Origin of the sequence: Dyadobacter koreensis, from assembly GCF_900108855.1 — a bacterium.
GTDB lineage: Bacteria > Bacteroidota > Bacteroidia > Cytophagales > Spirosomataceae > Dyadobacter > Dyadobacter koreensis.
In genome coordinates, this window is sequence record NZ_FNXY01000004.1 from 198,748 (window position 1) to 220,729 (window position 21,982).

The following is a 21,982-nucleotide window of genomic DNA, read 5'->3' on the forward strand; positions in this document are numbered from 1 at the left end:
ATGCTAATGCAGGTTAAAAGTTTAGGTTTACCCCCAATGTCCAGGTACGCGGTACCGGATAGTTGGAAAAGTCTACTCCCTGACTTAGGTTCCCGCCATCGCCATCACCAGCCCCGTTGCCGCTCGTTTCCGGATTAGGTCCGCCCCAGTATTTAGTGAAAATGTAGACGTTCTGAACAGAACCATAAATTCTGGCAGATTTGAATACTTTACCAACTTTTCCGATTTCATAGCCAAGGGTTACATTTTTGACAGAGAAGAAGGATGCATCTGCCAGGAAGTGTGAACTGTTCCAGTCACGTTCAATACCGGTATAGGTACCTCCGTTGTTTGTTGCTCCAAACATACCTTTGCCAGGCGTAATAACTGTTTCGGCATAGCTCTGGTTTGTTGCAGGATCAATAGGGCCATTTTTAACACGGAAACGATCTTTAACGCCAGCCACCATATTGAATACTCCATCAAGATTGGCAGTACTGTAAAGATGTCTCACCCAAAGCTGATTGCCATAAGAGCCTGAACCAGATATCGATAAATCCCAGTTTTTGTAACTGAATTCGTTAGTCAGACCGTAAGTGAATTTCGGGAATGGGTTACCAATAATGGTCCGGTCGTCCTGATCACCACCATAAGTGATTTTACCGTCTCCGTTTACGTCTTTATATTTGATTGTTCCAATTGCAGACTGCCCCGGAGCGACTGGCGAAGTCGCCAATTCTTCTTTGCTCATGTAGAAACCTTCTTTCACCAAACCATAAAACTGACCGAATGGCTGACCAACTTGTGTAATGTGGAAGGAGCCATATACCCGGTCAATGCCCGGTGCCAGTTCCATAACCTTATTGCGGTTAAAAGAAATATTTGCGTTGGTTTTCCACTTCAACTGTCCATCCAGATTACGCGTTGTAAGTGAGACTTCATGTCCCCATAATTTGATTTCTCCAATGTTATCGAAGAAACTTCCGAAGCCGGCTTCCTGCGGAATTTGTACGGCATACAGAAGGTTTGTAGTACGCTTGTTATAATAATCGTAAACAAACTGGATGCGGTCATTGAACAATCCAAGATCAAGTCCAATGTCAAACTGTTTGGTCGTTTCCCAGCTTAGATTTCTGTTTGCAAGTGAAGTCACAGCTGCGCCGGTTGCTACGTTAGAGCCAAACACCGCGTTAGTCGTATTGTTAACCAAGGCGTACTGCGTGTAATTACCAATGTTGTTATTACCGATGAGTCCGTAACTTGCACGGATTTTAGCAAAGGAAATTTGCCGTACAGGTTCAAGAAATGACTCGTCCGAAAGAACCCATCCTGCTGAAACAGCCGGGAAAGTACCCCAGAGATTATCAGAGCCAAAACGTGACGAACCATCAGCTCTGATGGAAGCGGTAAACAGGTATTTCCCTTTAAAGTTATACGACAGACGGGAAAGGTAAGAAGTAAGCGACCACTCATTTATGGCATTAAATGTCCCGCCACGGTCGATGTTAAGTGCGCCCTGGATGGTTGGCAGGCGGTCATCCGCATAAGTATTTGCCTGGATTCTTTCATATTCCTGGCGATAACGTTGTTGGGTAAAACCTGCTAACAATTCAAAATTATGTTCTCCAAAGCTCCTTGTATAGGTCGCAAGGTTTTCGTTCAGCCAGCCGCTGTTTATCAAACTCTGACGCGTTGTAGCTGCGGTCGTAGGAATCGGAACGTTAATCTGGCTGGTTGCCGTGGATGGATTGAAGTAGAAAAATTTATTGTTTTCGTACTCAATATTAAGTGTAGTTTTGAGCGTAAGTCCTTTGACCGGATTAACTACTAAATATGTGTTACCCAATAATTTCGTATTTCTGTTTTCATTGGTAAGTTCATTGGCAGCACGTACCCAGTTTGGATAGTCAAAGATGTTACCGGTGCTTCCAGGGAAGTTATTAAACTTCGTCAATTCACCATTGGCGTCGCGAATTGGCATTACGGGCCAGGTATGCAGCGCATTGAAAAGAATTCCGGTTCCTCTGTCTCCATCGGTTCTCGGTGTATTATCATAGACATATTGCGGAGCGATATTGAAACCAAGTTTTACATATTTGTTAACATCATACTCCGTATTCATCCGAAGGGAATAACGCTTATAATTGTTATTGATAACAACACCGTCCTGATTTAGAATACCGGCAACCAACGAAGTTTTAAGGTTCTCCTTGTTTGAGCTAAGAGTAAGGTTATAACTTTGGATCGGAGCAGTTCTTAACAGCGCATCGTACCAATCGTTATTCTTGCCGGCGTAATCAGATGGATTTCTGAATTCCGCTGGAACCGTTTGATTCATATCCTCATAATACTCTTTTTTAAATTGGGCGAATTCTTCTGCGTTAAGCATCTTTACACGTCCGCGTTGAGGAACCTTTTGGAAGCCGTAGTAGGCGTTAAGGCTTACACTCGTTTCGCCTGGTTTTCCTTTTTTAGTCGTGATCAAAACAACGCCATTTGCAGCGCGGGACCCGTAGAGAGAAGTTGAGGCTGCATCTTTAAGGATGGTAATCTCGTCGATTTCATCCGGGTTTAAAGCACCGATATTTCCGGTGATAGGAAATCCGTCAATCACATACAACGGATCGCTACCCGCCGAAACAGATACCTGTCCACGGATACGGACGGACATGCCCTGGCCAGGTTTACCAGTTGCCTGATTTATCTGCACACCTGCAAGACGTCCCTGTAATTTTTGAGTAACCTGAGTAACAGGTAAATCTTTAATATCAGCGGATCCCACTGTCTGTACAGATCCTGTTACCTCCTTTTTTAACTGGCTGCCGTAACCAACGACTACAACTTCCGAAAGAGATTTTGAATCAACTTCAAGTTTAACATCCACAGCAGTACGGGTACCCACTGCAACTTCCTGAGAAATATATCCCAAAAAGGAAAAGATAAGCGTCCCACCTCCGTCAGGCGTACTGATTGTATAATCGCCCGTCTCATTGGACACGGTACCTGTTGAAGTACCTTTCAAAACGACGCTTACACCAGGAAGGCCCTGGCCCGTTTCGTCTGTTATTTTTCCTTTTACAGTTTTGTCGAGTGTCGAACTGATCGTTTTTCCATTTTCATTTTGTAACAAAATTCTTCCGGATACAACCCGGTACGAGATATTAAGCGGCTTAAAAAGAGCATCGAGTGTACCCGATAAATGTTGATTGGTTGCAGATACCGAAACAGGTCTGTTTGCCTGAATAGATTCCTTGCTATAAACAAACTTGACCTTCGCTAACTCTTCAATTTTATTTAAAGCGTTTTTAAGGTCGACATTTTCTATTTGAATGGTAATATTTTTGTTGAGCAGCTCCTGTGCACTGATATCATGCGCAAATGATACCGTCGCAAAGACAATGGCCAGGAGTAATTGCGCCAGAGATATCTTCATAATACTGTACAGCGATGCGTACAATTGTAATTGTCGCGGTTGATTCATAAATTTGAATGGTTTTATTAGATGGAAAAAATAAAACATAGGGCTCCCACCGACATCTGGAGACAGATGAGCTATCGAGGCTGGTGAGGCGTTTTTAAGGTCCGGAAGTGGTGGCTCACTTCCGGACATTTTTAAAATTGGGTAGTTAACTTAGTTCATAGTGATTGGTTTAGAAAGATGAAAAAAGGTTTTGGGTTTAAAGATTGTCGTTACAGCCTGGGCCTGTCAGTATTACGCTGGTTCCCTGGATGTTATACTGACTGTTAACGGATTGGCATATCAGGTCAAATTTCTCCTGAAAGGTCATTAATGTCAGGTCGCCAGTGAAGGAGCAATTTTTTAATTTCTCGTTCATGACTAATATCTCGACATTATAGCCTTGACCTAATTCCTGCAAGACCTTCACCAACGGAGTATCTTCGTATATAAATTTTAGGCTGGCCACTTCCGCGGTTTCAAGTACAGCCGGTTCAGCTACAAGTGTTTTCTTTAATTTTCTATCGTTTTCGAAAAATACAACACGTTGATTTGGAGTGAGAAATAATTCTCCTTTAGGGGAATCTTTATCCATTTTTGAAATCTCACCTGGCCCGACCATCACAGATACCTTTCCGGTTTTGACACCTATTTCTACGGATTTTGACTTATCGTTTGAGCTAATCCAAAAGCTGGTTCCAAGAACTTTGGTAATCGTCCCGTTACAAAAAACGTAAAAGGGGCGATCCGGATTTTTGCTTACCTGAAAATATCCCGAACCTTTCAATGTAACTACCCTGCGTAGTTTTTCGAAATGCTTCCCATAGGTAATGCTGCTTCCAGACTGCAGGTGAACTTTTGTGCCATCTTCAAGAATAATCACTTCGCATGCGTTCCTGACGATGGGCTTCGTAATTTTATTGACAGTTTTATTCTCAAATCCTAAGTTTTCAAATTGTATCCAGTTATTTCTCAAAAGGAAAATTGTCAAAATCAGCGAGGCGGCTATGCTTCCGTAAACCGCCACCGTGTTTAACCTTATTTTAAACGTTTTAGCCTTTTTATTTTTATCAATTTTATCGTCAATTCCGGATAGTAAAATTTCTTCCAGTTGTGCTTTTTGTTCATCAGATAGTTCATATCCATAATCAGTTTCAATCTGGTCGAACCAAATCTTAATCTTCCATTTTTCTTCTTCTGTGCATTCGCCTTGTAAATAACGCCGGAGCAATTTTTCGAATTCTGACTTAGTCATAGAAGGAGAAATTTGAACTACACCAACAAGTCGTTTTAAAATCTTAAATCCCTAATCATATTATAAATAATCTTTAAATATTTACATTTTAATATTCTTTTTTGATTAAAGTTCTCTGAATATTTATAATAGGAAGAAAAAGCAGGCAATCGCGACAAATTCTCTGAGGTATGTTCTCAGCATCTTCAGCGACTTTGTGATATGGTACTCCACTCCTTTTTCTGACAATTGAAGGTGAGTAGCAATCCTGGTTACCGGCCAGTTCTCTATGCGACTTAGACGGAAAACTTCCTGAGATTTTTCTGGTAGGGTTTTGAGGCCAGCTTCCATAGAAGCGGCTAAATCATTTGCTGCAACAGTATCATCGGTTTGAGATGCCTCCTGCTCTACAAAATCTCTGTAATGATGAATGTAATTATTCTTTACTATCTCCTTTCGGACGTAGTCAATAACCGAATATCGAACGGCTCTGACAAGATAATTTTCAAGGGAGGTTATCTGAAGTGCCTCGCGCCTTTCCCAAAGTTGAACAAAGATCTCCTGTATAAGCTCCTCGGACGCAGCTTTATCGTTTAAGCGACGATTCGCGATAAGGTATAATTTATACCAATATTTCTTGTAAAGAATTGTAAAAGAACTTCTGTCTCCTTGAATAAAATTTTCAATGAGTTGCATTTCAGACACAGCCAGGACAGACGAGCTCATAAGATACTATTTTTGTGAATACCTGCACATTTTCATGCACTTTGTGGTCATTGTATTCTCTTATCGTTTAGGATAAATAGTTATACTAAATCGATAATTTATACAATAGTAGCATTCGCCAAAACCGCAACTATCCTGCTGTGTCTGGTAATATTAAAATTTTTACTTTGTCTTGTTATACTATCTTTTCTCCTTAATCTCTGGTACTTCTGTTTCATCATGTTTAATTTTCTTCTCTCAAACCCAGAATTGACCGGTTAGAAGACTTGAAAATCTATCGCTAGATAAATCAAAACACATATCAGAATCACGTTAAGCGAATAGGATTAAGATGAAGTATACACTACATTTTTCCCATAACGAAAGTATTGATAGTAGAATAAATTTATTACTATTAAATATATTTATTCTTTTAATACATATGTTACAATTAATATATTTAAATAGTATTTTTTTTATAATATGATAAAAAGTATAATATTATAATTAGTATCTTACATTTATTAATTATAATACAATTAATTAGTTCATAACATATAATTATTACGTTACAATTAAATTGGTTGGTAAATATAATTTGTAATAATGCAATTATTTGATAGTCTGAACTTTAACTTTCATTGCGGATTAGTTATCCTGACGTATTCCTCACGATTGTGATATAATTCCAGTCATTAATATTTCCTCGAAGTGCCCATCCAGCGACTTATCGCTTAACGCTGCGTTTAATGATTTATCGTCGTCCGAGAACTTATAACACTATTTTTGAATACGTTTCAAAGACTGAAGAAAAAGCAACACTGCCGAAGTAAATTGTTCGGGACGCTGAGCGTGAATATTGTGGGTTGTGTCAGAGAATATTATATGGGTTATCAGGCATGGATGTTTATTTTTTAGAGCGGCATTTTCTGATTCGAAAGGAAACAAATCTTCTTTATCAGTAGGATCTAAGATCAACATTGGTACGTGTAGATTACGATATATTATTTTTGGCTCCATCACAGCCATCGACTCTGCGAAAAGCGGACTGCGTGTGGGACGAAATATATTATCCATCGATTCTTCATAGGTGCTCATGTTAAACAATTTCCAAAGGCCCGGTGCTACTACCCAAGCTCCCTTTTCGTTTTGCCTTATCCAGGTCAGAAGCTCAAATTGATCATCATTCTGATTTGTGTCGTAAAATGCCTCGTAGGCTTCAAGTTCCGTCGCATAAGAAGTATCGGCAAATACCTGAGAAGAGAAACTTTTGACTCTTTCGATTAGCTCTGTAGAATCCATTTTGTGATAGTAAGTATTCGTGGCCACTGAGCCGCCGTCTTCCAGTATAAGACCTGAGACCTTTTCGGGATAAGCATCATAAAACGCACTTGCGATAAAACCACCTCGTGACCATCCGCCGATGACTGCTTTTTTAATTTTAAGGTGTCTCATCAAATCATTCACATCGTCAGCTACGTGATATAATGATAGGTCCAGCTTCGGAACGGGTGTCTGACCGTGGCCGTAATAATCCGGTGCAATGATAAAGTAACCTTCTTGAACAAGTCGATCGGCCAACGGGAGCATTTCATAACCGGTGCTCAGACTTCCATGAAGCCAGATCAAAGGAGTGTCTTTGGGATTGCCCCAGGTAAGATAATGCATTTTGATATTTCGCGTCTCGAAGAAATGTCCATGTGTTTTCTCAAACGAAAGGAACTTTGCTTTTGCGGCCCTGAAATTTTTTTCCGAGTCCGACTTTGCCGTCCCGGTCATAAACTGGGCAAGTGCCGGAAAGGATGCAAGGAGAAAAAAGATGGCAAGTTTCATTTACCAGCAAATCATAAGGTCGTTAATTAATAACTTGAATTTTCATTTCAAAGGTAGCCAAAAGAGCAATTACACAGGCAGTTGATTATAAGATGCACGTGAAAGTTGCACAAAACAAAAATGGACTTTCGGCAATATTTGCCAAAAGTCCATTTTTGTTTTTACTAAATCTTATTTGTTCAATTAATAACCAGGGTTCTGAGTCAATTTAGGATTGATCAGAATCTGCGGCGCAGGAATTGGCAAAACATATTCATTTGCAGTAAACACATAATCCGTTGAATTGAACGGAACATTTCCACGGTCAACCGTTGGTTTTGCTCTTTCCGCGGCGCCGTGAGCATTCATAAATGTCGCCCATTCAGCGGCGGTCTTTGTGCGTTTCAGATCAATCCATCTCTGATTTTCGAAAGCCAGCTCCAGACGTCTTTCTTTAAGTACAGCCGTTTGAAAACTGGTTTTATCAAGCCCGCTTAACTCAGCAAGACCTGCACGTTTCCTGATTTGGTTAAGATACCCCAAAGCTTCCGCAGTCGGTCCGCTTTGTTCGTTGATCGCTTCCGCAAGCATCAGTAATACATCTGCATATCGGATAATCGGCCAGTTGGTGTTTGTACGGTTTACGATCGTATGCGGGTAATTGTATTTGCTCACAAAAGGAACCGAATAGACTTTCCCTTCCAAAGTGAAGTTTGGTTTTAACGAAAGATCTTTTCTCAAATCTCCCGTTTCGTAAGAGGCCATGATATCATTTGTAGGAACGTTTCTACCTCCATTCGATCCATTGGCATAACCTGTAACGGCACCTTTCGATACTCTTGGAGCGAAAACATATTGGAAATTACTCCATTCTCCAAGGTCATTGTCTCCCTGATACTGGATTTCGAAAATGGACTCAGCCCCATTCTTTTTTGCAGGTGATGGATCAAAATTGTCTGCGTAATTGGCTGTAAGCGCATAACCTAACGATGTTACTTGTTTTAACGTTGTTATTGTTTCAGCATATTTCTTATTAATCAGCTGACTTTTCCCTAACAGACTAAGCGCTGCTCCTTTCGTCGCTCTGCCCTTGTCGGCCGCAGCCGCGTATGTTGCCGGTAATAACAAGATAGCTTCATTCAAATCTTTTTCGATCTGTGTCCAGACTTCTGCCTGAGGAGATCTCACCAGGTCGAATGCCGGATCCGGGGTTGCCAGAGTCGAAGTCACAATCACAACATCTCCAAAGTACTGGACTAAGTTGAAATACATGTATGCGCGTAAAAACTTCAATTGACCCTCTATTTCCTTCCGCGAAGCGTCGGGAAGTTCGGCGGTCACCATCTTTTCAAGCGTGAGGTTATTGTTGTATAGAGCAGCATAATAGCCATTCCACAAGTTAGCGATCTCTCCATTTCCTGAATTCACAGTAGAAAATTCAAAGGCTTCCCAACCACCTGCACCGCCCCGGTCAGAAGGGTTCAGGTCAACTGTTGTATTATCTGTCTGAAATTCTCCGAAAAGATAAGCTGTATTATTTAATGCCTGTACCTGGCTGTAAACCCCGTTAAGAGCTTGTTTTACCTGTGCTTCATTTTTATAGAAAACGTCCACTCCTACCTTTGTAGGGTCAGTCTGATCCAGAAAATCTTCACTGCATGAGGACTGAAAAAGACCCAGTAATATGATACCAATGATGGCTGTATTTTTCATTTTCATCAATTTTAGAAGTTTACTTTTAGACCGGCGGAAAATGTTCTGGGAACAGGATATGACTCATCGTCGTTGTTCAGTTCCGTGCCACCTCTGACACCAGCGTCCGGGTTGTTTCCGGGATATTTTGTCACAAGCCGTAAATTTGCAGCGTTTACAAAAATGCGCGCATCAGACAAAATGCCTTTAACTTTCGGGAGTGTGTAACCAATCGTCACGTTTTTGATCCACATGTGCGTACCGTCATATACATAACGCTCACTACTTTCACGCGACCATTTGAAGTAATCAGTACCACCCTGTGAATTTTTATTATTCGGATCAGGACCGGGATTTTCAGGAGACCTCCATCTGTCTTTGGCTTTTTCAAGTACGTTGAAAACTCCGTCCATATTCATTGTAGATGCTTCAATATTCCGGTAAACATCAAACTTATAAGCGCCCATAAGCAGCACGCTTACATCGAATCTTTTGTAGTCTGCGCCAACATTCCAGGCCCAATTGAATTTGGGATTTGGATTCCCGATTTCAGTCATATCCTTTGTGTCATAGGATACGATTCCGTCTGGCCCACCGTCAGGCGCTCCGTGTAAGTCAGCAAATTTCATCGCTCCCGGAACCGCGCCTTCTTGTTGTGGTGCAGCGGCGATTTCTTCTTTTGTATTGAAAATACCTAATTTACGATATCCGAAAATCATTCCGATCGGACGTCCTACTTGCTGGATATTGTATCCGCCGTATTGGCTTCCCTGCAAAATAAAGTCATTCTGCCCGCGAATCGCCAGCACCTTATTACGGTTGAACGTAATATTTCCGTTTGTTCTAAGATTGACTTGTCCTACTTTAAGGCGATAGTTTACAGCAATTTCAATCCCTTTATTCTGGACCTTACCAAGATTTTTAAGCGTTGATGTAAAGCCCGAAACAGCCGGAATATTATACCCCAGCAGCATGTCGTCCGTGATCTTTTTATAATATTCTACGGTGAAAACCAGTTTATTGTTGAAAGTTGCGAGATCAAAGCCAATGTCCAGCTGGTCTGATTTTTCCCAGGTGAGTTCAGAGTTGGCGAAGCGTGTAACTGTTTTTCCGGAAGCCAGGGTGTTGTTGAACACATAATTATTAAGTCCTAAGAAGGCCAGACTTGCATAATTTCCGTCGTCACCAACATTTTGACCAACACCAAAGTTGTTAAGCGCGCTTACGTTATAACTGTTGTTTCCTGTTTTACCCCAGCTAGCCCTTAATTTCAAATCAGTGAGCCAGGCTGCTTTGGGGATAAACGCTTCCTCTGAAATTCTCCAACCCACAGAAGCTGCCGGGAATGTGCCATATTTGTGCCCCTCGCTAAACCTCGAACTACCTTCGCGGCGCATCGTTGCAGACAATAAATATTTATCCTTGAAAGCATAATTCAAACGTGCAAAATAGGCGATCATCCTCCATTTTCTTTCGATTGAATTTGATGAGCGGATTGTTGCATTTCCTAAAAACGGCGAAAGGTCATCAGGAAATGTATTACCTGAACCATACAAGCCCTTGGTCGTTTCCTGCTGCGCGCTATACCCAAGCATTGCGTCAAGATGGTGGTTCTCACCAAAGTTTGTGACGTAACTAAGGAGCTGATCAGCAGCGTAGTTTCTTAATTCTTCTGAGTCATCACGTTCAGTTGCAAGTCTCGGCGGTGCGCCAGCGCTTCCCGTTGCGATCGCCAGACCAATCGTTGAAGGAACAAATTCCTTGTAAGTGTTATAGTTGATTTTAGCGTTGACTGAAGATCTGAATTTTAGCCCTTTTGCGATGTTAAGTTCAACGTGGCCGTTAGCAAGAACATCAGCTATATTACGGTTCCGTTTGATATTTTTCAGCATATAAAGCGGATTCGGAAATCCAAAAATATCACCGACTCCATTATAATATGGGATAAGCTCGCCCTTCTCATCATAAGCGGGATAACGGGGATCGCTGATTAGAGTCAGACCTACCAAGTTACTTCTGCCGTCTGTGTTTGCCAGGCTGGATTTCGAATAGCTGCCGGCAAGATTCACTCCCATACTTATGAACTTATTGACGTCGCCGCTCAAATTTGTGCGCACCGAAGCACGGTCATAACCCGTGTATTGAAGAGAACCATCTTCTTTGTAATAGCCTGCGGAAACTACTGATTTAATGGCACCTTTGCCGGAAGATAAAGTCACATTGATGTCTTTGTACGGCGCGTTATTATTTAGAATGAGATCGAACCAATTAGTGGAATATTTAGTGTTTTCAGGATTCCGGAAATCTATCGGGATGTCCTCGGTTCCGGGCTGTCTTCCATTGGCAAGGACGTAACGACCAATAAAAACTTCTTTTTTGAACTGTGCGAAATCCTGGCCGTTCAGAACGTGTGTTTTTCTGCTGTTTGGAATGTTCTGAATCCCATAGTCAATTGAGACATTCAGGTTGGTTTTGCCTTCCTTCGCTGACTTTGTAGTTATCAAAACAACACCATTTGAACCTCTTGCTCCATAAATTGCAGTAGAGGCAGCATCTTTCAAAATCGTTATTGTTTCAATATCGTTCGGGTTCAGGTTTTGTCCTACTGATATGCCCACCGGAAAACCATCAATTACATAAAGCGGATCACTACCTGCTCCTAATGAGCTTATACCCCGAACTTTAACTTCAAATTGCTGTCCGGGCGTGCCGCTTTTTTGCTTGATGATAACGCCGGGGGCCTGCCCCTGCAACATTTTTGTTACATTGGATTTTGGTACTTCTCCAATATCTTCCATACTGATTACCGACACCGCTGAGGTGATATCGCGTTTGCGTTGCGTACCATAACCTACTACAACCACTTCTTCAAGTGCTTTCGAGTCAACAATTAATTGTACATCGTAAGAAGTCTGGTTACCAACGGCGACTTCCTTAGAGATATATCCGACGAAGGAGAAAACAAGTACGGGATTTCCACCTTCCGGAACACTCAGCGAAAATGCGCCATCGCTGTTAGAAACTGTACCGGTGCTACTTCCCTTGACGACAACGCTGACACCAGGAAGTGGTTGTCCGCCATCGTCTGTCACTTTTCCTTTTATATCACGGTCGATAGTGATATGCGGTAAGTTGTCAAAAGACGTCGCCTGACTGGTAGTTAGCGTACCAAGAGAAATAACGACGCTTAGTAATGTCTGGCTTAGTGCTGATCTGAGTGGCTTGCTCAACCTGGCACTAGACATGTTTGGTCGAATTGTATTCATAAATGAAAAGTTTTGAGAGATGGAAGAATAAAACTGTACGCTTTGACTAAAAGGCGGTATCGTGAGTTGTGGCTCACACACGATAAGTTTTTTTCATTTTTTTTTATTTCATAGAAGGTGGTTAAGGTGAACAAATGATTTAGTATAAATGCGAGTTTAGGGCGAAGAGAATTTGAGTTTTTTGTAAGTGACGGGTGCTGATGCCAAGGAATTTAGTATTTCATATTAAGTGGAAACGAGAGCTGATCAGTAACTTGATCGCTGATTCAGTTTCATGTAGTGCGGACTTATTCGCCATCTGTCCAGGTTGTAACCGTATTTCCTCATTTTTTTACTTTGATTTTGATATATGTAATGATTGTAAAATTTTGATCTACAAGTCTTTTTGACACTGAAGTCCTGGGAGAAACCGATATTACCCGCTTTTACATAAGCCCATTGTCTCAATTAAGACAGATCCGGGAGGTCTGGGTAATTGAAATATTGCCGAAGAAGAATTTTTTTTTGTGTAGATTTCAATCATTGACTGCTGATTTGTACATGGCTTAAACCGGAGATTCTGTAACAGTTAGACGGAGTAACACACACTACGCAGGACAACAATCTCATGCTCATGATATATTTATAATACTGTTTAATAATTATATAGTACAACAAATGAAGGTTATTATACTATCATAAAACATATTTTTTTTGATAAAAAATATGCATTTTTTGATAAAGGAAGAATCCACAGGTTGTTGGCTGCTTGAACTTCGTTAGTATACGCAATATTTGATGGAAGCATTCTGCATAAAAAAAGAAAAATGAGCGCTCGTTGATGAGATCTCATTCGTCTTCTTTTGGAATTTTAGGTAGCAGGCAGGAAAGAATAACTGAATTTTCAAGCAGTCAATTATGAACTTACTTGAACTCCTGGAATGTGCCGTCGGAGTAAAAAATTAAAATACGTTCTACCTTTTTTTCTTCCACGGCAGGAGTAATTTTTTCAGATCTGAGATTTTCGTGTGCTGTAGTTTGATTCGGCAAATTATTTCTGCGAGATTCTGAGAGGCTGGCGATACCACTCTTTTGTCCATTAAACATGGTATAATTATCTGCCTTGAACGGTTTTATTTCACTGATGGATTCCGGTAAATCTTCATCTTCTAAAATCCAGTTTATTCCCAGATCAGGAAAGCGTTTAATGATTTTTTGAACGATATCTAAACTAGGCTTATTTCTGCCAGCAATGATGTGGGAAATACTTGAGCGTTGGATACCGATCTCGTCGGCGAAGTGAGACGGCGAGATATTTTTGTCGACCAATATCTGTTTAATTTTCTCATTCAAATCCATAAAATACAATGTTAAACCGGTGCCACAAATGTGAATCGAGATTACAAAGGTAAATAAATTTACTATTGTAAACAATACAAAAGTAAATTATAGAATTTAGAAATGTAAACATCGATAACAATTGTCAATTTTGCGAGAGTTTACATTTGTAACATATCCATTTAGAGGGAATAGGTCGATTTAATTTCGTATTTAATAGTTTAAACACAAAAAAAGTGCGGTTTCTGATATGAAACCGCACTTTAAGAAGTTAAACAGAGTTTGCTACAACTTTTTTTTGATATTGGTGTAAGATATTAAACTGTTACATTATTCTCGCGTAGTGCTTCGTTAAGCGATGTCTTTAAATCTGTGCTCGCTTTCCTTTTTCCAATGATTAATGCACACGGTACATGGTACGTTCCCGCAGCAAATTCCTTCGGCAGCGTACCAGGAATAACAACTGAATCTGCTGGTACGAATCCTTTATATTCGACAGGCTCAGGCCCGGTAACATCAATGATTTTTGAGCTTCCGGTAATGGTCACACCTGCTCCGAGAACCGCTCTTTTTCCTATATGTGCACCTTCTACGACGATACAGCGGGAACCAATGAAAGCACCGTCTTCAACGATTACCGGGGCCGCCTGTACAGGCTCTAAAACTCCTCCAATTCCTACTCCGCCACTTAGGTGGACATTCTTACCAATCTGTGCGCAACTCCCAACTGTTGCCCAGGTATCAACCATCGTTCCTTCGTCGATGTATGCTCCGATATTAACATAGGAAGGCATCAAAACAACACCTTTAGAAATGTATGCACCATATCGTGCAACAGCTGGCGGTACTACCCGAACGCCAAGCTTGTCATAACCGGTTTTGAGTTTCATTTTATCGTGATACTCAAAAATCCCAACTTCACTAACTTCCATTTGTTGAATTGGGAAGTATAGGATGATCGCTTTTTTTAATGCCTCATTTACTAACCAGCTTCCATCCTCTTGTGGTTCGGCCACTCTAAGTCTGCCTTTGTCAACTTCTTCAATAATGTTCTTAATGATTTGAATGTTCTCCGGATCTTTCAATAATTCACGATTTGACCAGAGTTCTTCAATTTGAGTGTTAAGGCTCATGTTAAAGTTTTTAATTAATGTAATGTATTTAACTTATTGTTTTACAGTGTTTTAAGATCTAATTAAAGTAATAAAATATGGCTTTAAAAATTATTTCATTAAAGACCTGCCCTATTATTTAACTAGCTTATTTCTGCCAGACAATACGTACAAATATAATTTATTTAATCGATACTTAGTGGTTCGTTTTCATCGTAAAATCCAAATACAGCAGAAGTGCTGTATAAACGATGAACTAAATGAGAACAAACATATGGTGATGAGATATACTATCATAATTAGTAAAAACAGAAAAACTAACTTGGGTAGTTTAGTAAATTACTAAAAATACTATTATTTTACTGCATTAATGCTAATTTATTTATCTAACTTTATAATGTCGATTAGATGATCATTTATTCTCGAAAATCCTTTAAAACGGCGCCCATTTTGCTTAATATTGCCCTGTAATAACATAATCCTTATAAGCACATGTCAAAAGTTAAAGTTGCAATCAATGGTTTTGGACGTATTGGCCGTCTTGTATATCGCCAAATCTATAATATGGAAGGCATTGATATCGTAGCCATCAATGATCTAACAAGTCCTAAGGTATTAGCTCACTTACTTAAATACGATACAGCACAAGGAAGATTTAACGCAGAAGTTACTTCTACAGAGAATTCAATCGTTGTAAACGGTGAAAACGTAGTTATATATGCTCAAAAAGACCCTACCCTAATTCCTTGGGGGTCTCATGACGTTGACGTAGTGTTGGAATGTACTGGATTCTTCACTAGCAAAGAGTCTGCAGAAGGACACATCAAAGCCGGCGCGAAAAAAGTTGTTATCTCAGCTCCTGCTACTGGTGATCTTAAAACAATCGTATTTAATGTTAATCACGACATTCTGGACGGTTCTGAAACAATAATCAGCGCAGCGTCTTGTACTACCAACTGTCTTGCTCCAATGGCTCAGGTATTGGAAGAGAAATTTGGCATCGTAAATGGATTGATGACTACAATTCATGCCTATACAAATGATCAGAACACACAAGATTCTCCACACCCAAAAGGTGATTTGAGAAGAGCTCGTGCTGCTGCTCAGAACATTGTACCAAACAGCACTGGTGCGGCAAAAGCAATCGGCCTGGTACTACCTGCATTGAAAGGTAAACTGGACGGTTCTGCCCAACGTGTACCAACACTTACCGGTTCTTTAACCGAGTTGACAGTAATTCTTGGAAAAGAAACAAGTGTTGAAGAAATCAATGCTGCAATGAAGGCTGCCGCTAACGAAAGCTACGGATATACTGAAGATGAAATCGTGAGCAGCGACATCATCGGTATAAGCTATGGTTCATTGTTTGATGCTACTCAGACAAAAGTTCAGAAAATTGGAGATACTCAATTGGTAAGAACTGTAAGCTGGTATGATAATGAAATGTCTTACGTTTCACAGCTTGTTCGTACAGTTAACTACTTTGCTACTCTTTTGAGTAAGTAATTAGGAATACTAAATACTAAAAAATCCCCGGTCAGGTAAATCCTGATCGGGGATTTTTTATGAAATCACTATTGACTTGATAAACTTTATTGTATATCCTTTCGAAACAAATATTTTTTCATAGTGAGTCCTGACACCATGATGTTCGGATAGTAAAGGTGAGCAATAGAGATCATCAGTGTGTTCCAGAATTTTGTATTGAGCCGAATTTCCTATTGTTTCAAGACTGTATTCATACAAAAAAGTGCTATCTGTTTTCAGACAAAACAACCCATCCTTTTTAAGGTATTTGGAGTAACTACTTAAAAACTCAGGATTAGTCAATCGTTTTGGCTCGTCCCTGTCCCTTACCTGAGGATCCGGATGTATCAGCCAAATTTCATCTAATTCATTTTCGTCAAAAAACTCAGCTGAGTATTGTATTCCGGCCCGAAGAAAGGCGACATTATTTAAACCTGACTCAGTCGCCGCCAGACTACCACGGGCGATTCGGTCACCTTTAATATCCATTCCAATAAAATTCTTCTCAGGAAATACTTTTCCCAGACCTACCGTGTATTCGCCTTTCCCACAAGCGAGTTCCAGAACGATCGGGTTATTATTTCGAAAATAAAGTTCATTCCATTTCCCCTTCACCGTATCATACAGCGGTTTACCCTTTTCAATTACATTGGGAGCTTCTGCGCTAAACTTGTAATGGTCTAATTTTCTTCTTGACATTGTAAAAATAATTCTGAACACTATAACTGATCCAGATCGGCCACCACGAAGGTACTTCCTCCTACATAAATGGTGTCACCTGGATTTGATTCGTAAATCGCCCGTTTTAAAGCTTTATTGACGTCCGGATAAACATTTCCCTTTAAACCAATTTCTGACGCTTTCTGCTGCAATTCTGTGGCATTTAACGCCCTGAGATTACCCGGTTGGCAGAAATAATATTCTCCTTCTGCCGGAAACAGATCCAGTACAGCGGAAATATCTTTATCCGCAACAAAACCGATAACAAATCTCTGTTGAGTGCTAGGCAGACTGTTAAACTGTTGCATTGTATAAGTTACACCAGCATAATTGTGAGCAGTATCACAAAAAACCAAAGGTCTTTCATTGAGTTTTTGCCAACGCCCGTTCAAACCGGTATTCGAGACTACTTTCGATAATCCGCTGTAAAGGGCTACACGGGATATACGCAAATTTAACGCTCTTAGTTGGGCAAGCGCAGTCAGCACACCACAAATATTTTTCAATTGATAAATACCCGCCAGATCCAGAATTAAATGATCGTAAGCAACCTCACCGGTCATTCGTGCCACGACATCTACAACCAGATTTCCTTCTGAGTGCCGCGCATTTGTTATTTCATAGACGTCAGAACCATAAGAAATTTCCGCGTGCCTTTCCGAGGCTGTGGAATCGAAAACATCCGTAACGTCAGGCTCCTGCCTTTCGCTTATGACTACCGGCACATCGTCTTTAATAATTCCAGCCTTTTCAAAAGCAATTTTGTCGAGCGTATCACCTAAAAACTGAACGTGATCATAACTCACATTTGTGATGACAGAGAGAAGCGGCGTAATAATATTTGTCGAATCCAGTCTTCCTCCCATACCCACCTCAATAACCGCGATGTCAACTTCGCACTTTTCAAAATATGAAAAAGCCATTGCAACTGTAACTTCAAAGAAGGAAGGGCTCAGGCTTTCGATGTAATCTTTGTTAACACTGGTAAATTCGCAGATAAAATCTTCATCCACACTGACTCCGTTAACCCTTATACGTTCTGTAAAAGATTTTAAATGCGGAGAGGTGTACAGCCCCACTTTATATCCAGCTTCCTGTAAAACAGAGGCCAACATATGAGAAGTGCTGCCTTTTCCGTTGGTACCGCCCACGTGAATCTTCCGGTATTTTTCCTGAGGATTCCCAAGGTGCGCACAGAGTTGGAGGATAGTATGAAGGCCCGGCTTGAAAGCACGGGCCCCGATATTCTGAAAGACTGGTAAACGACTGTACAGATAGTCGATTGTTTCCTGATAATTCATTATTTGTTACTGCGAACTGATTTTAAAAGTGATTGTCCCCGTTGATTCTTCCGGAACATTCGACGATTGTGATATGAAAGTAAGTTCACGAACAGCACTACGATATTGATTAACAACAGCGTAATCCGTAACTGTCGTGCTCTGCGTAATTATATTTTTTACCCTTCCGTTTTTGTCAACTGTAATTTTAAATGTGATTGTGCCAGTAGCGTCAGACTTGTCATTGACAACCGGCCTTCTTGACCACTTCCAACCCGATAAACTCAGGCCTACGGCCGTTCCGCCGCCGCCACCTTCACCTTTGTATGTCTTTGCAAATAAACTGCCCGTTTTCGCGCCCTTATCGCCCAGCCCTTCCGCATCATCTCCATTGTTATTCCCGCCGACACCGCTTTTTGTTCCATTCGTACCATTGCTTCCAGATTTGCTGCCAGAGGATTTACTGAATAATGCATCTTTATTCACAGCTTTTTCAGGAGCTGGTTTTGAAACGGGTGCAGATGAAGAAACACTTCCTGTCGACTTTTTAACTTCTGTTTTTTCAGGAGCCTCAACAGGGCTTTCAACCTTTGAGGTGATCGCAGGCTTTTCAGCAACGGTTTTCGTTGGCTTTACAGATTCAATTTTGGGAGGCGTCGGTGGCGTAGGTTTTGGTGTTGCCACAGACTTTCTTTCTTTTGTTTCCTCCGCTTCCGCACGCATGTTTTCCCTAACCTTGGAATTGCTTGGTTTGTTATAAGTCTGGATATCTCCCTTACCAACTTTGCTCGTTCCGTAATTTACTTCTACAAAAAGCTCCATTGGCTCCACTTTCGGAACGTTGCTGTTGAGATGTATAAAGAAAAAGACACCTAACATAGCAATCGTAATGCCAAAAGAGATGGCCCAGGATATCGCTATTCGCTGACGGTCTTCTGCTTGTAATTCAAACATTGATTTTTATTCGTTTGTGATTTTCTGTTGAACGTAAAAATATGTGATTTTCGTATAATAACAAAAGAAGGAGCCTTTTCGGGGCTCCTTCTTTTGTTATTCATTTCTTATTTCATCTCTTTTTATAAACCCATCCTTCTCCCCCGATTACTTTTTTCAGCTTGGCATTAGCACGGTATGCCTCGCTTTCATTTGCAAAACCTTCCACAGCAACCTTATATTTTTTACTGTATCTGTCAGCATCGATAACCAGGGCTTCTGTGTAACCTTTTCTTTTTAGATCCTCCAACAGGACATTTGCCTGCTTACTACCTTTGAAAGTCCCGGCAATCAGATAAAACTGTTTCGAAGCTTTCGCATCAACAGGGACTGGCTTCACCGCCGTCTCTACTTTAACAGCAACAGTTGGTTCAACTTCTTTTACCAAAGCCGGTTCTTCTTTAACAGGCTCTTCCAGCGTCACTGGTACAACAGATTCTTTTTTGGTAGTATAAACAACTTTACGTTCCGCAACCGGCATAGCTTTCGCTGCGGTCTTCTCCGGAACAGTATAGCTCATTTTTTCGAATAAGCTCGTAAAAGGATTCAAGGTACTTTTATTTTCCCCATTTCCTGAAACAAAGAACAAACTGAAATAACACATTATTCCTGCAATCATTGCCGCAGACGCCCATCCTATCCAGTTTACTTTAAACGTTTTAACGTCTGTTTCTTCCAGCACTTCAACGTGATCTTCATGCAGATCTACAACAGGCATCGCAATAACAGAAGCTTTTTTCTCTACCGTTTTCGCAGGAGTGCTTCTGAAACCATACCATTCATTTTTGAAGTACTTGTCAGTCTTAGGCTCAAAAACAAGTTTGCCCTCGCCGTTTGTACTGAATTCACCCACTCCATCAATAATTGCATGCTCACTCATTTTTAGAGAACTACGCAGTTTTTCTGTATAATTCCTAACATGAGCTACCGCATCCGTGTGAGGGACCTGCTCGTGTCGGGAGATATAATTAGCAAGTAACCCATCATCCAGTTTCAGGAACTCATTAAATGCCAACCTCTTATTTGGAGGAGAAAAGACACCTGTCTCAGCATTGAATGACGCCTGAGCCTGGTGTGACAGAAGCGCCCCAAAGCCTGGAATGATTACGAATTCGTAGTCACTTACCAATTTTCTAATAACAGTTTCAACAGCTATCATGAAGTGTTTTTTGTGATGAACGAAGCGAAGTTAAAAAGAAAAAGATAATCCTCCAACAAAGTTCAACCCCTGCTGTGGGTAATATTGATAACGCTGATACTCTTTACCCAGGAGGTTGTTGATCGCAACAAAAGCAGAGAAGTTCCTGGTTAACAGATAGTCAATCTTCAAATTCAGGTCTGCAATTGCAGGTAATTTTTTAACTTCTCCCGTTTGAAAATCTTTTGCTTTTATTCCCTTTAACAGATAAAAATCCGCAGTCACGAACAATTTCTTACTAATTGTCAGCGCGTTAAACCAATTTAACGTAAGATCAGGGCGGTGCCATGCTTCCTCAACAGAACCCATTGAATAGTCATAGAAGTTTGCCTTTAATGAACTTTTAAATACATCATTAAGCGTATAACCTGCTTGTCCTGATATATTTAAAACTTTCGTTTTCAACGGATCGTAAATAATCGAGAATCTCGAAACATCGACCAGCGAGTTGTTAAAGTTGTAGAAATTACGGTACTGAGTATAAGAAACTTTACCCTCATAATTAAATCCACCTGCAACTTCACCTTTAACGCCCGCAAAGATGTCGGATGTCTTTTCAGTATTCACAATCAACACATTAGACCCTAGCCATTGATTTTCCCCCAACATACTCTTTAACGTGTTACGAACGATATCACCATTCCATCCTGCGAATACGTGAACACCACTTATCGGGTTCACGTCAATGTTCAATACCGGATAGGCTTTGGTTTTGTTAATATTTAACTGATTATCGGTCTGGTTAACCGCGTTCACACCGGCAGTGATAGAGAAAATATCCGAAGTATACTTAAACGTAGGTTTAACACGATATAAATTCCGGTTATATGTCAACGCATCAACACGCTGCGATATAAAAGCTGCTGCTTCCAGCTGAGCAAAGAAAGATTCCGAAATGGGAACCGAAGCTTTCAGCGTTGTTCCCCAATCCAGTTCAGAGGCATCGTAGCGGTCTGATAATGTATTTAAACTCGTTTTGACCGAGTAATCAACCGCAACAGATGGATCCGTATTTTCAAACCCAAGGTTAAAACCAAATTGATTGACGGTTTGCCTGATACTATCTCTGTTCACGACGAACCCCTCTGGCTGTGGCCGGTATCCATAGAAATAATAATTCTTACGGTCATACTCCAATGAACCATCCACTTTATAGGTGCTCATAATATATTTTCCTCCGACCTGGATATTTGTTGCGGCATTGCCTGAATTTTTTCCATCCACCGGACCATTTCCTGCTGACAAATGTTTTACCTGTCCTGTAAAAACCAGATCATCTCCGCGACGTCCGCTTACAAATCCTTCGCCAAGAAACCGGCCATAGTTACCGGCTCCCAGTTTAATGTAATTGTTTAATACATCAGGCTGGTCCTGGCGCGCTTTCTCGTCAGAAGAAGCAGCTACGGTCGGCGTTAATTTGGGAGAAGCTATGTTAATATTTGGGTCGATAATCTGGTAATTGACCTTTTTTTCGTTCGTCGTACCCGGCACAGGCTGCACCTTATCAAAAAGTCTGTTTGCAGGTGCAAATTCGATACTCTTTTCCTTTACGATTTCATAAGTCTGACTCTCTATCTCTCCTCGCTGGGCAAAGGCCATGTTGGAAGAAAAACCTAGTGTCAATAAAAATATGGATGTTCGAATTGTTCTTGAATGCGTCATAAGAAATATTTTTTGCTGTTTGCTTCGA

14 protein-coding genes are annotated in these 21,982 nt (G+C 40.7%); 1 reads left to right on the forward strand and 13 read right to left on the reverse strand.

All coding sequences use genetic code 11. The features are described from left to right. Nucleotides 1–13 precede the first annotated feature (13 nt). The 8 genes from BMY70_RS13120 to BMY70_RS13155 all read right to left on the reverse strand — a co-directional run bounded on the left by BMY70_RS13120 (nt 14) and on the right by BMY70_RS13155 (nt 14,595). Nucleotides 14–3,460, reverse strand: a complete 3,447-nt coding sequence (locus BMY70_RS13120) for a TonB-dependent receptor (protein WP_229209598.1) — start codon at nt 3,458–3,460, stop codon at nt 14–16. Nucleotides 3,461–3,656: 196 nt separating this feature from the next. After that, the gene (locus tag BMY70_RS13125) at nt 3,657–4,691 is read right to left on the reverse strand and encodes a FecR family protein (protein WP_090335658.1); all 1,035 of its coding nucleotides are present in this window, start codon (nt 4,689–4,691) and stop codon (nt 3,657–3,659) included. Nucleotides 4,692–4,814: 123 nt separating this feature from the next. Continuing rightward, on the reverse strand, nt 4,815–5,396 hold the full coding sequence (locus BMY70_RS13130; protein ID WP_090335659.1) for an RNA polymerase sigma factor: 582 nt from the start codon (nt 5,394–5,396) through the stop codon (nt 4,815–4,817). 759 nt (nt 5,397–6,155) lie between these two features. After that, nucleotides 6,156–7,208: an alpha/beta fold hydrolase gene (locus BMY70_RS13135; RefSeq protein ID WP_090335660.1), complete on the reverse strand. Its 1,053-nt coding sequence runs from the start codon at nt 7,206–7,208 to the stop codon at nt 6,156–6,158. A 183-nt stretch (nt 7,209–7,391) separates the two neighbouring features. Beyond that, on the reverse strand, nt 7,392–8,900 hold the full coding sequence (locus BMY70_RS13140) for a RagB/SusD family nutrient uptake outer membrane protein (RefSeq protein ID WP_090336467.1): 1,509 nt from the start codon (nt 8,898–8,900) through the stop codon (nt 7,392–7,394). 11 nt (nt 8,901–8,911) lie between these two features. Continuing rightward, nucleotides 8,912–12,145 (reverse strand): SusC/RagA family TonB-linked outer membrane protein, encoded by a 3,234-nt coding sequence (locus tag BMY70_RS13145; RefSeq protein WP_229209599.1) that lies wholly within the window; start codon nt 12,143–12,145, stop codon nt 8,912–8,914. A 903-nt stretch (nt 12,146–13,048) separates the two neighbouring features. Then, the gene (locus BMY70_RS13150) at nt 13,049–13,483 is read right to left on the reverse strand and encodes a helix-turn-helix transcriptional regulator (RefSeq protein ID WP_090335662.1); all 435 of its coding nucleotides are present in this window, start codon (nt 13,481–13,483) and stop codon (nt 13,049–13,051) included. Between the two features lie 296 nt (nt 13,484–13,779). Then, nucleotides 13,780–14,595 carry a 2,3,4,5-tetrahydropyridine-2,6-dicarboxylate N-succinyltransferase gene (locus tag BMY70_RS13155; protein ID WP_090335663.1) on the reverse strand — a complete coding sequence of 272 codons (816 nt, stop codon included), beginning with the start codon at nt 14,593–14,595 and terminating at the stop codon, nt 13,780–13,782. A 471-nt stretch (nt 14,596–15,066) separates the two neighbouring features. Here BMY70_RS13155 and gap point away from each other — a divergent pair, with 471 nt between their 5' ends. After that, complete coding sequence (gene gap / locus BMY70_RS13160; protein WP_090335664.1) at nt 15,067–16,080, forward strand: type I glyceraldehyde-3-phosphate dehydrogenase; 1,014 nt, start codon at nt 15,067–15,069, stop codon at nt 16,078–16,080. A 57-nt stretch (nt 16,081–16,137) separates the two neighbouring features. On the opposite strand, the gene trmB is transcribed toward gap, so the two are convergent. The 5 genes from trmB to BMY70_RS13185 all read right to left on the reverse strand — a co-directional run bounded on the left by trmB (nt 16,138) and on the right by BMY70_RS13185 (nt 21,954). Further along, complete coding sequence (trmB, locus tag BMY70_RS13165) at nt 16,138–16,800, reverse strand: tRNA (guanosine(46)-N7)-methyltransferase TrmB (protein WP_090335665.1); 663 nt, start codon at nt 16,798–16,800, stop codon at nt 16,138–16,140. Nucleotides 16,801–16,820: 20 nt separating this feature from the next. Continuing rightward, nucleotides 16,821–18,122 carry a bifunctional folylpolyglutamate synthase/dihydrofolate synthase gene (locus BMY70_RS13170; RefSeq protein ID WP_090335666.1) on the reverse strand — a complete coding sequence of 434 codons (1,302 nt, stop codon included), beginning with the start codon at nt 18,120–18,122 and terminating at the stop codon, nt 16,821–16,823. A 6-nt stretch (nt 18,123–18,128) separates the two neighbouring features. Next, complete coding sequence (locus tag BMY70_RS13175) at nt 18,129–19,055, reverse strand: hypothetical protein (protein ID WP_090335667.1); 927 nt, start codon at nt 19,053–19,055, stop codon at nt 18,129–18,131. A gap of 112 nt (nt 19,056–19,167) precedes the next feature. Beyond that, on the reverse strand, nt 19,168–20,253 hold the full coding sequence (locus BMY70_RS13180; protein ID WP_090335668.1) for an HU domain-containing protein: 1,086 nt from the start codon (nt 20,251–20,253) through the stop codon (nt 19,168–19,170). 30 nt (nt 20,254–20,283) lie between these two features. Continuing rightward, complete coding sequence (locus BMY70_RS13185) at nt 20,284–21,954, reverse strand: TonB-dependent receptor (protein ID WP_090336471.1); 1,671 nt, start codon at nt 21,952–21,954, stop codon at nt 20,284–20,286. Between the last annotated feature and the right edge of the window lie 28 nt (nt 21,955–21,982).

Bases quoted from the DNA above. Each gene is read 5' to 3' on its own strand.
- BMY70_RS13120 (WP_229209598.1), bottom strand. From the start codon at position 3,460: ATGAATCAACCGCGACAATTACAATTGTACGCATCGCTGTACAGTATT.
- BMY70_RS13125 (WP_090335658.1), bottom strand. From the start codon at position 4,691: ATGACTAAGTCAGAATTCGAAAAATTGCTCCGGCGTTATTTACAAGGC.
- BMY70_RS13130 (WP_090335659.1), bottom strand. From the start codon at position 5,396: ATGAGCTCGTCTGTCCTGGCTGTGTCTGAAATGCAACTCATTGAAAAT.
- BMY70_RS13135 (WP_090335660.1), bottom strand. From the start codon at position 7,208: ATGAAACTTGCCATCTTTTTTCTCCTTGCATCCTTTCCGGCACTTGCC.
- BMY70_RS13140 (WP_090336467.1), bottom strand. From the start codon at position 8,900: ATGAAAAATACAGCCATCATTGGTATCATATTACTGGGTCTTTTTCAG.
- BMY70_RS13145 (WP_229209599.1), bottom strand. From the start codon at position 12,145: ATGAATACAATTCGACCAAACATGTCTAGTGCCAGGTTGAGCAAGCCA.
- BMY70_RS13150 (WP_090335662.1), bottom strand. From the start codon at position 13,483: ATGGATTTGAATGAGAAAATTAAACAGATATTGGTCGACAAAAATATC.
- BMY70_RS13155 (WP_090335663.1), bottom strand. From the start codon at position 14,595: ATGAGCCTTAACACTCAAATTGAAGAACTCTGGTCAAATCGTGAATTA.
- gap (WP_090335664.1), top strand. From the start codon at position 15,067: ATGTCAAAAGTTAAAGTTGCAATCAATGGTTTTGGACGTATTGGCCGT.
- trmB (WP_090335665.1), bottom strand. From the start codon at position 16,800: ATGTCAAGAAGAAAATTAGACCATTACAAGTTTAGCGCAGAAGCTCCC.
- BMY70_RS13170 (WP_090335666.1), bottom strand. From the start codon at position 18,122: ATGAATTATCAGGAAACAATCGACTATCTGTACAGTCGTTTACCAGTC.
- BMY70_RS13175 (WP_090335667.1), bottom strand. From the start codon at position 19,055: ATGTTTGAATTACAAGCAGAAGACCGTCAGCGAATAGCGATATCCTGG.
- BMY70_RS13180 (WP_090335668.1), bottom strand. From the start codon at position 20,253: ATGATAGCTGTTGAAACTGTTATTAGAAAATTGGTAAGTGACTACGAA.
- BMY70_RS13185 (WP_090336471.1), bottom strand. From the start codon at position 21,954: ATGACGCATTCAAGAACAATTCGAACATCCATATTTTTATTGACACTA.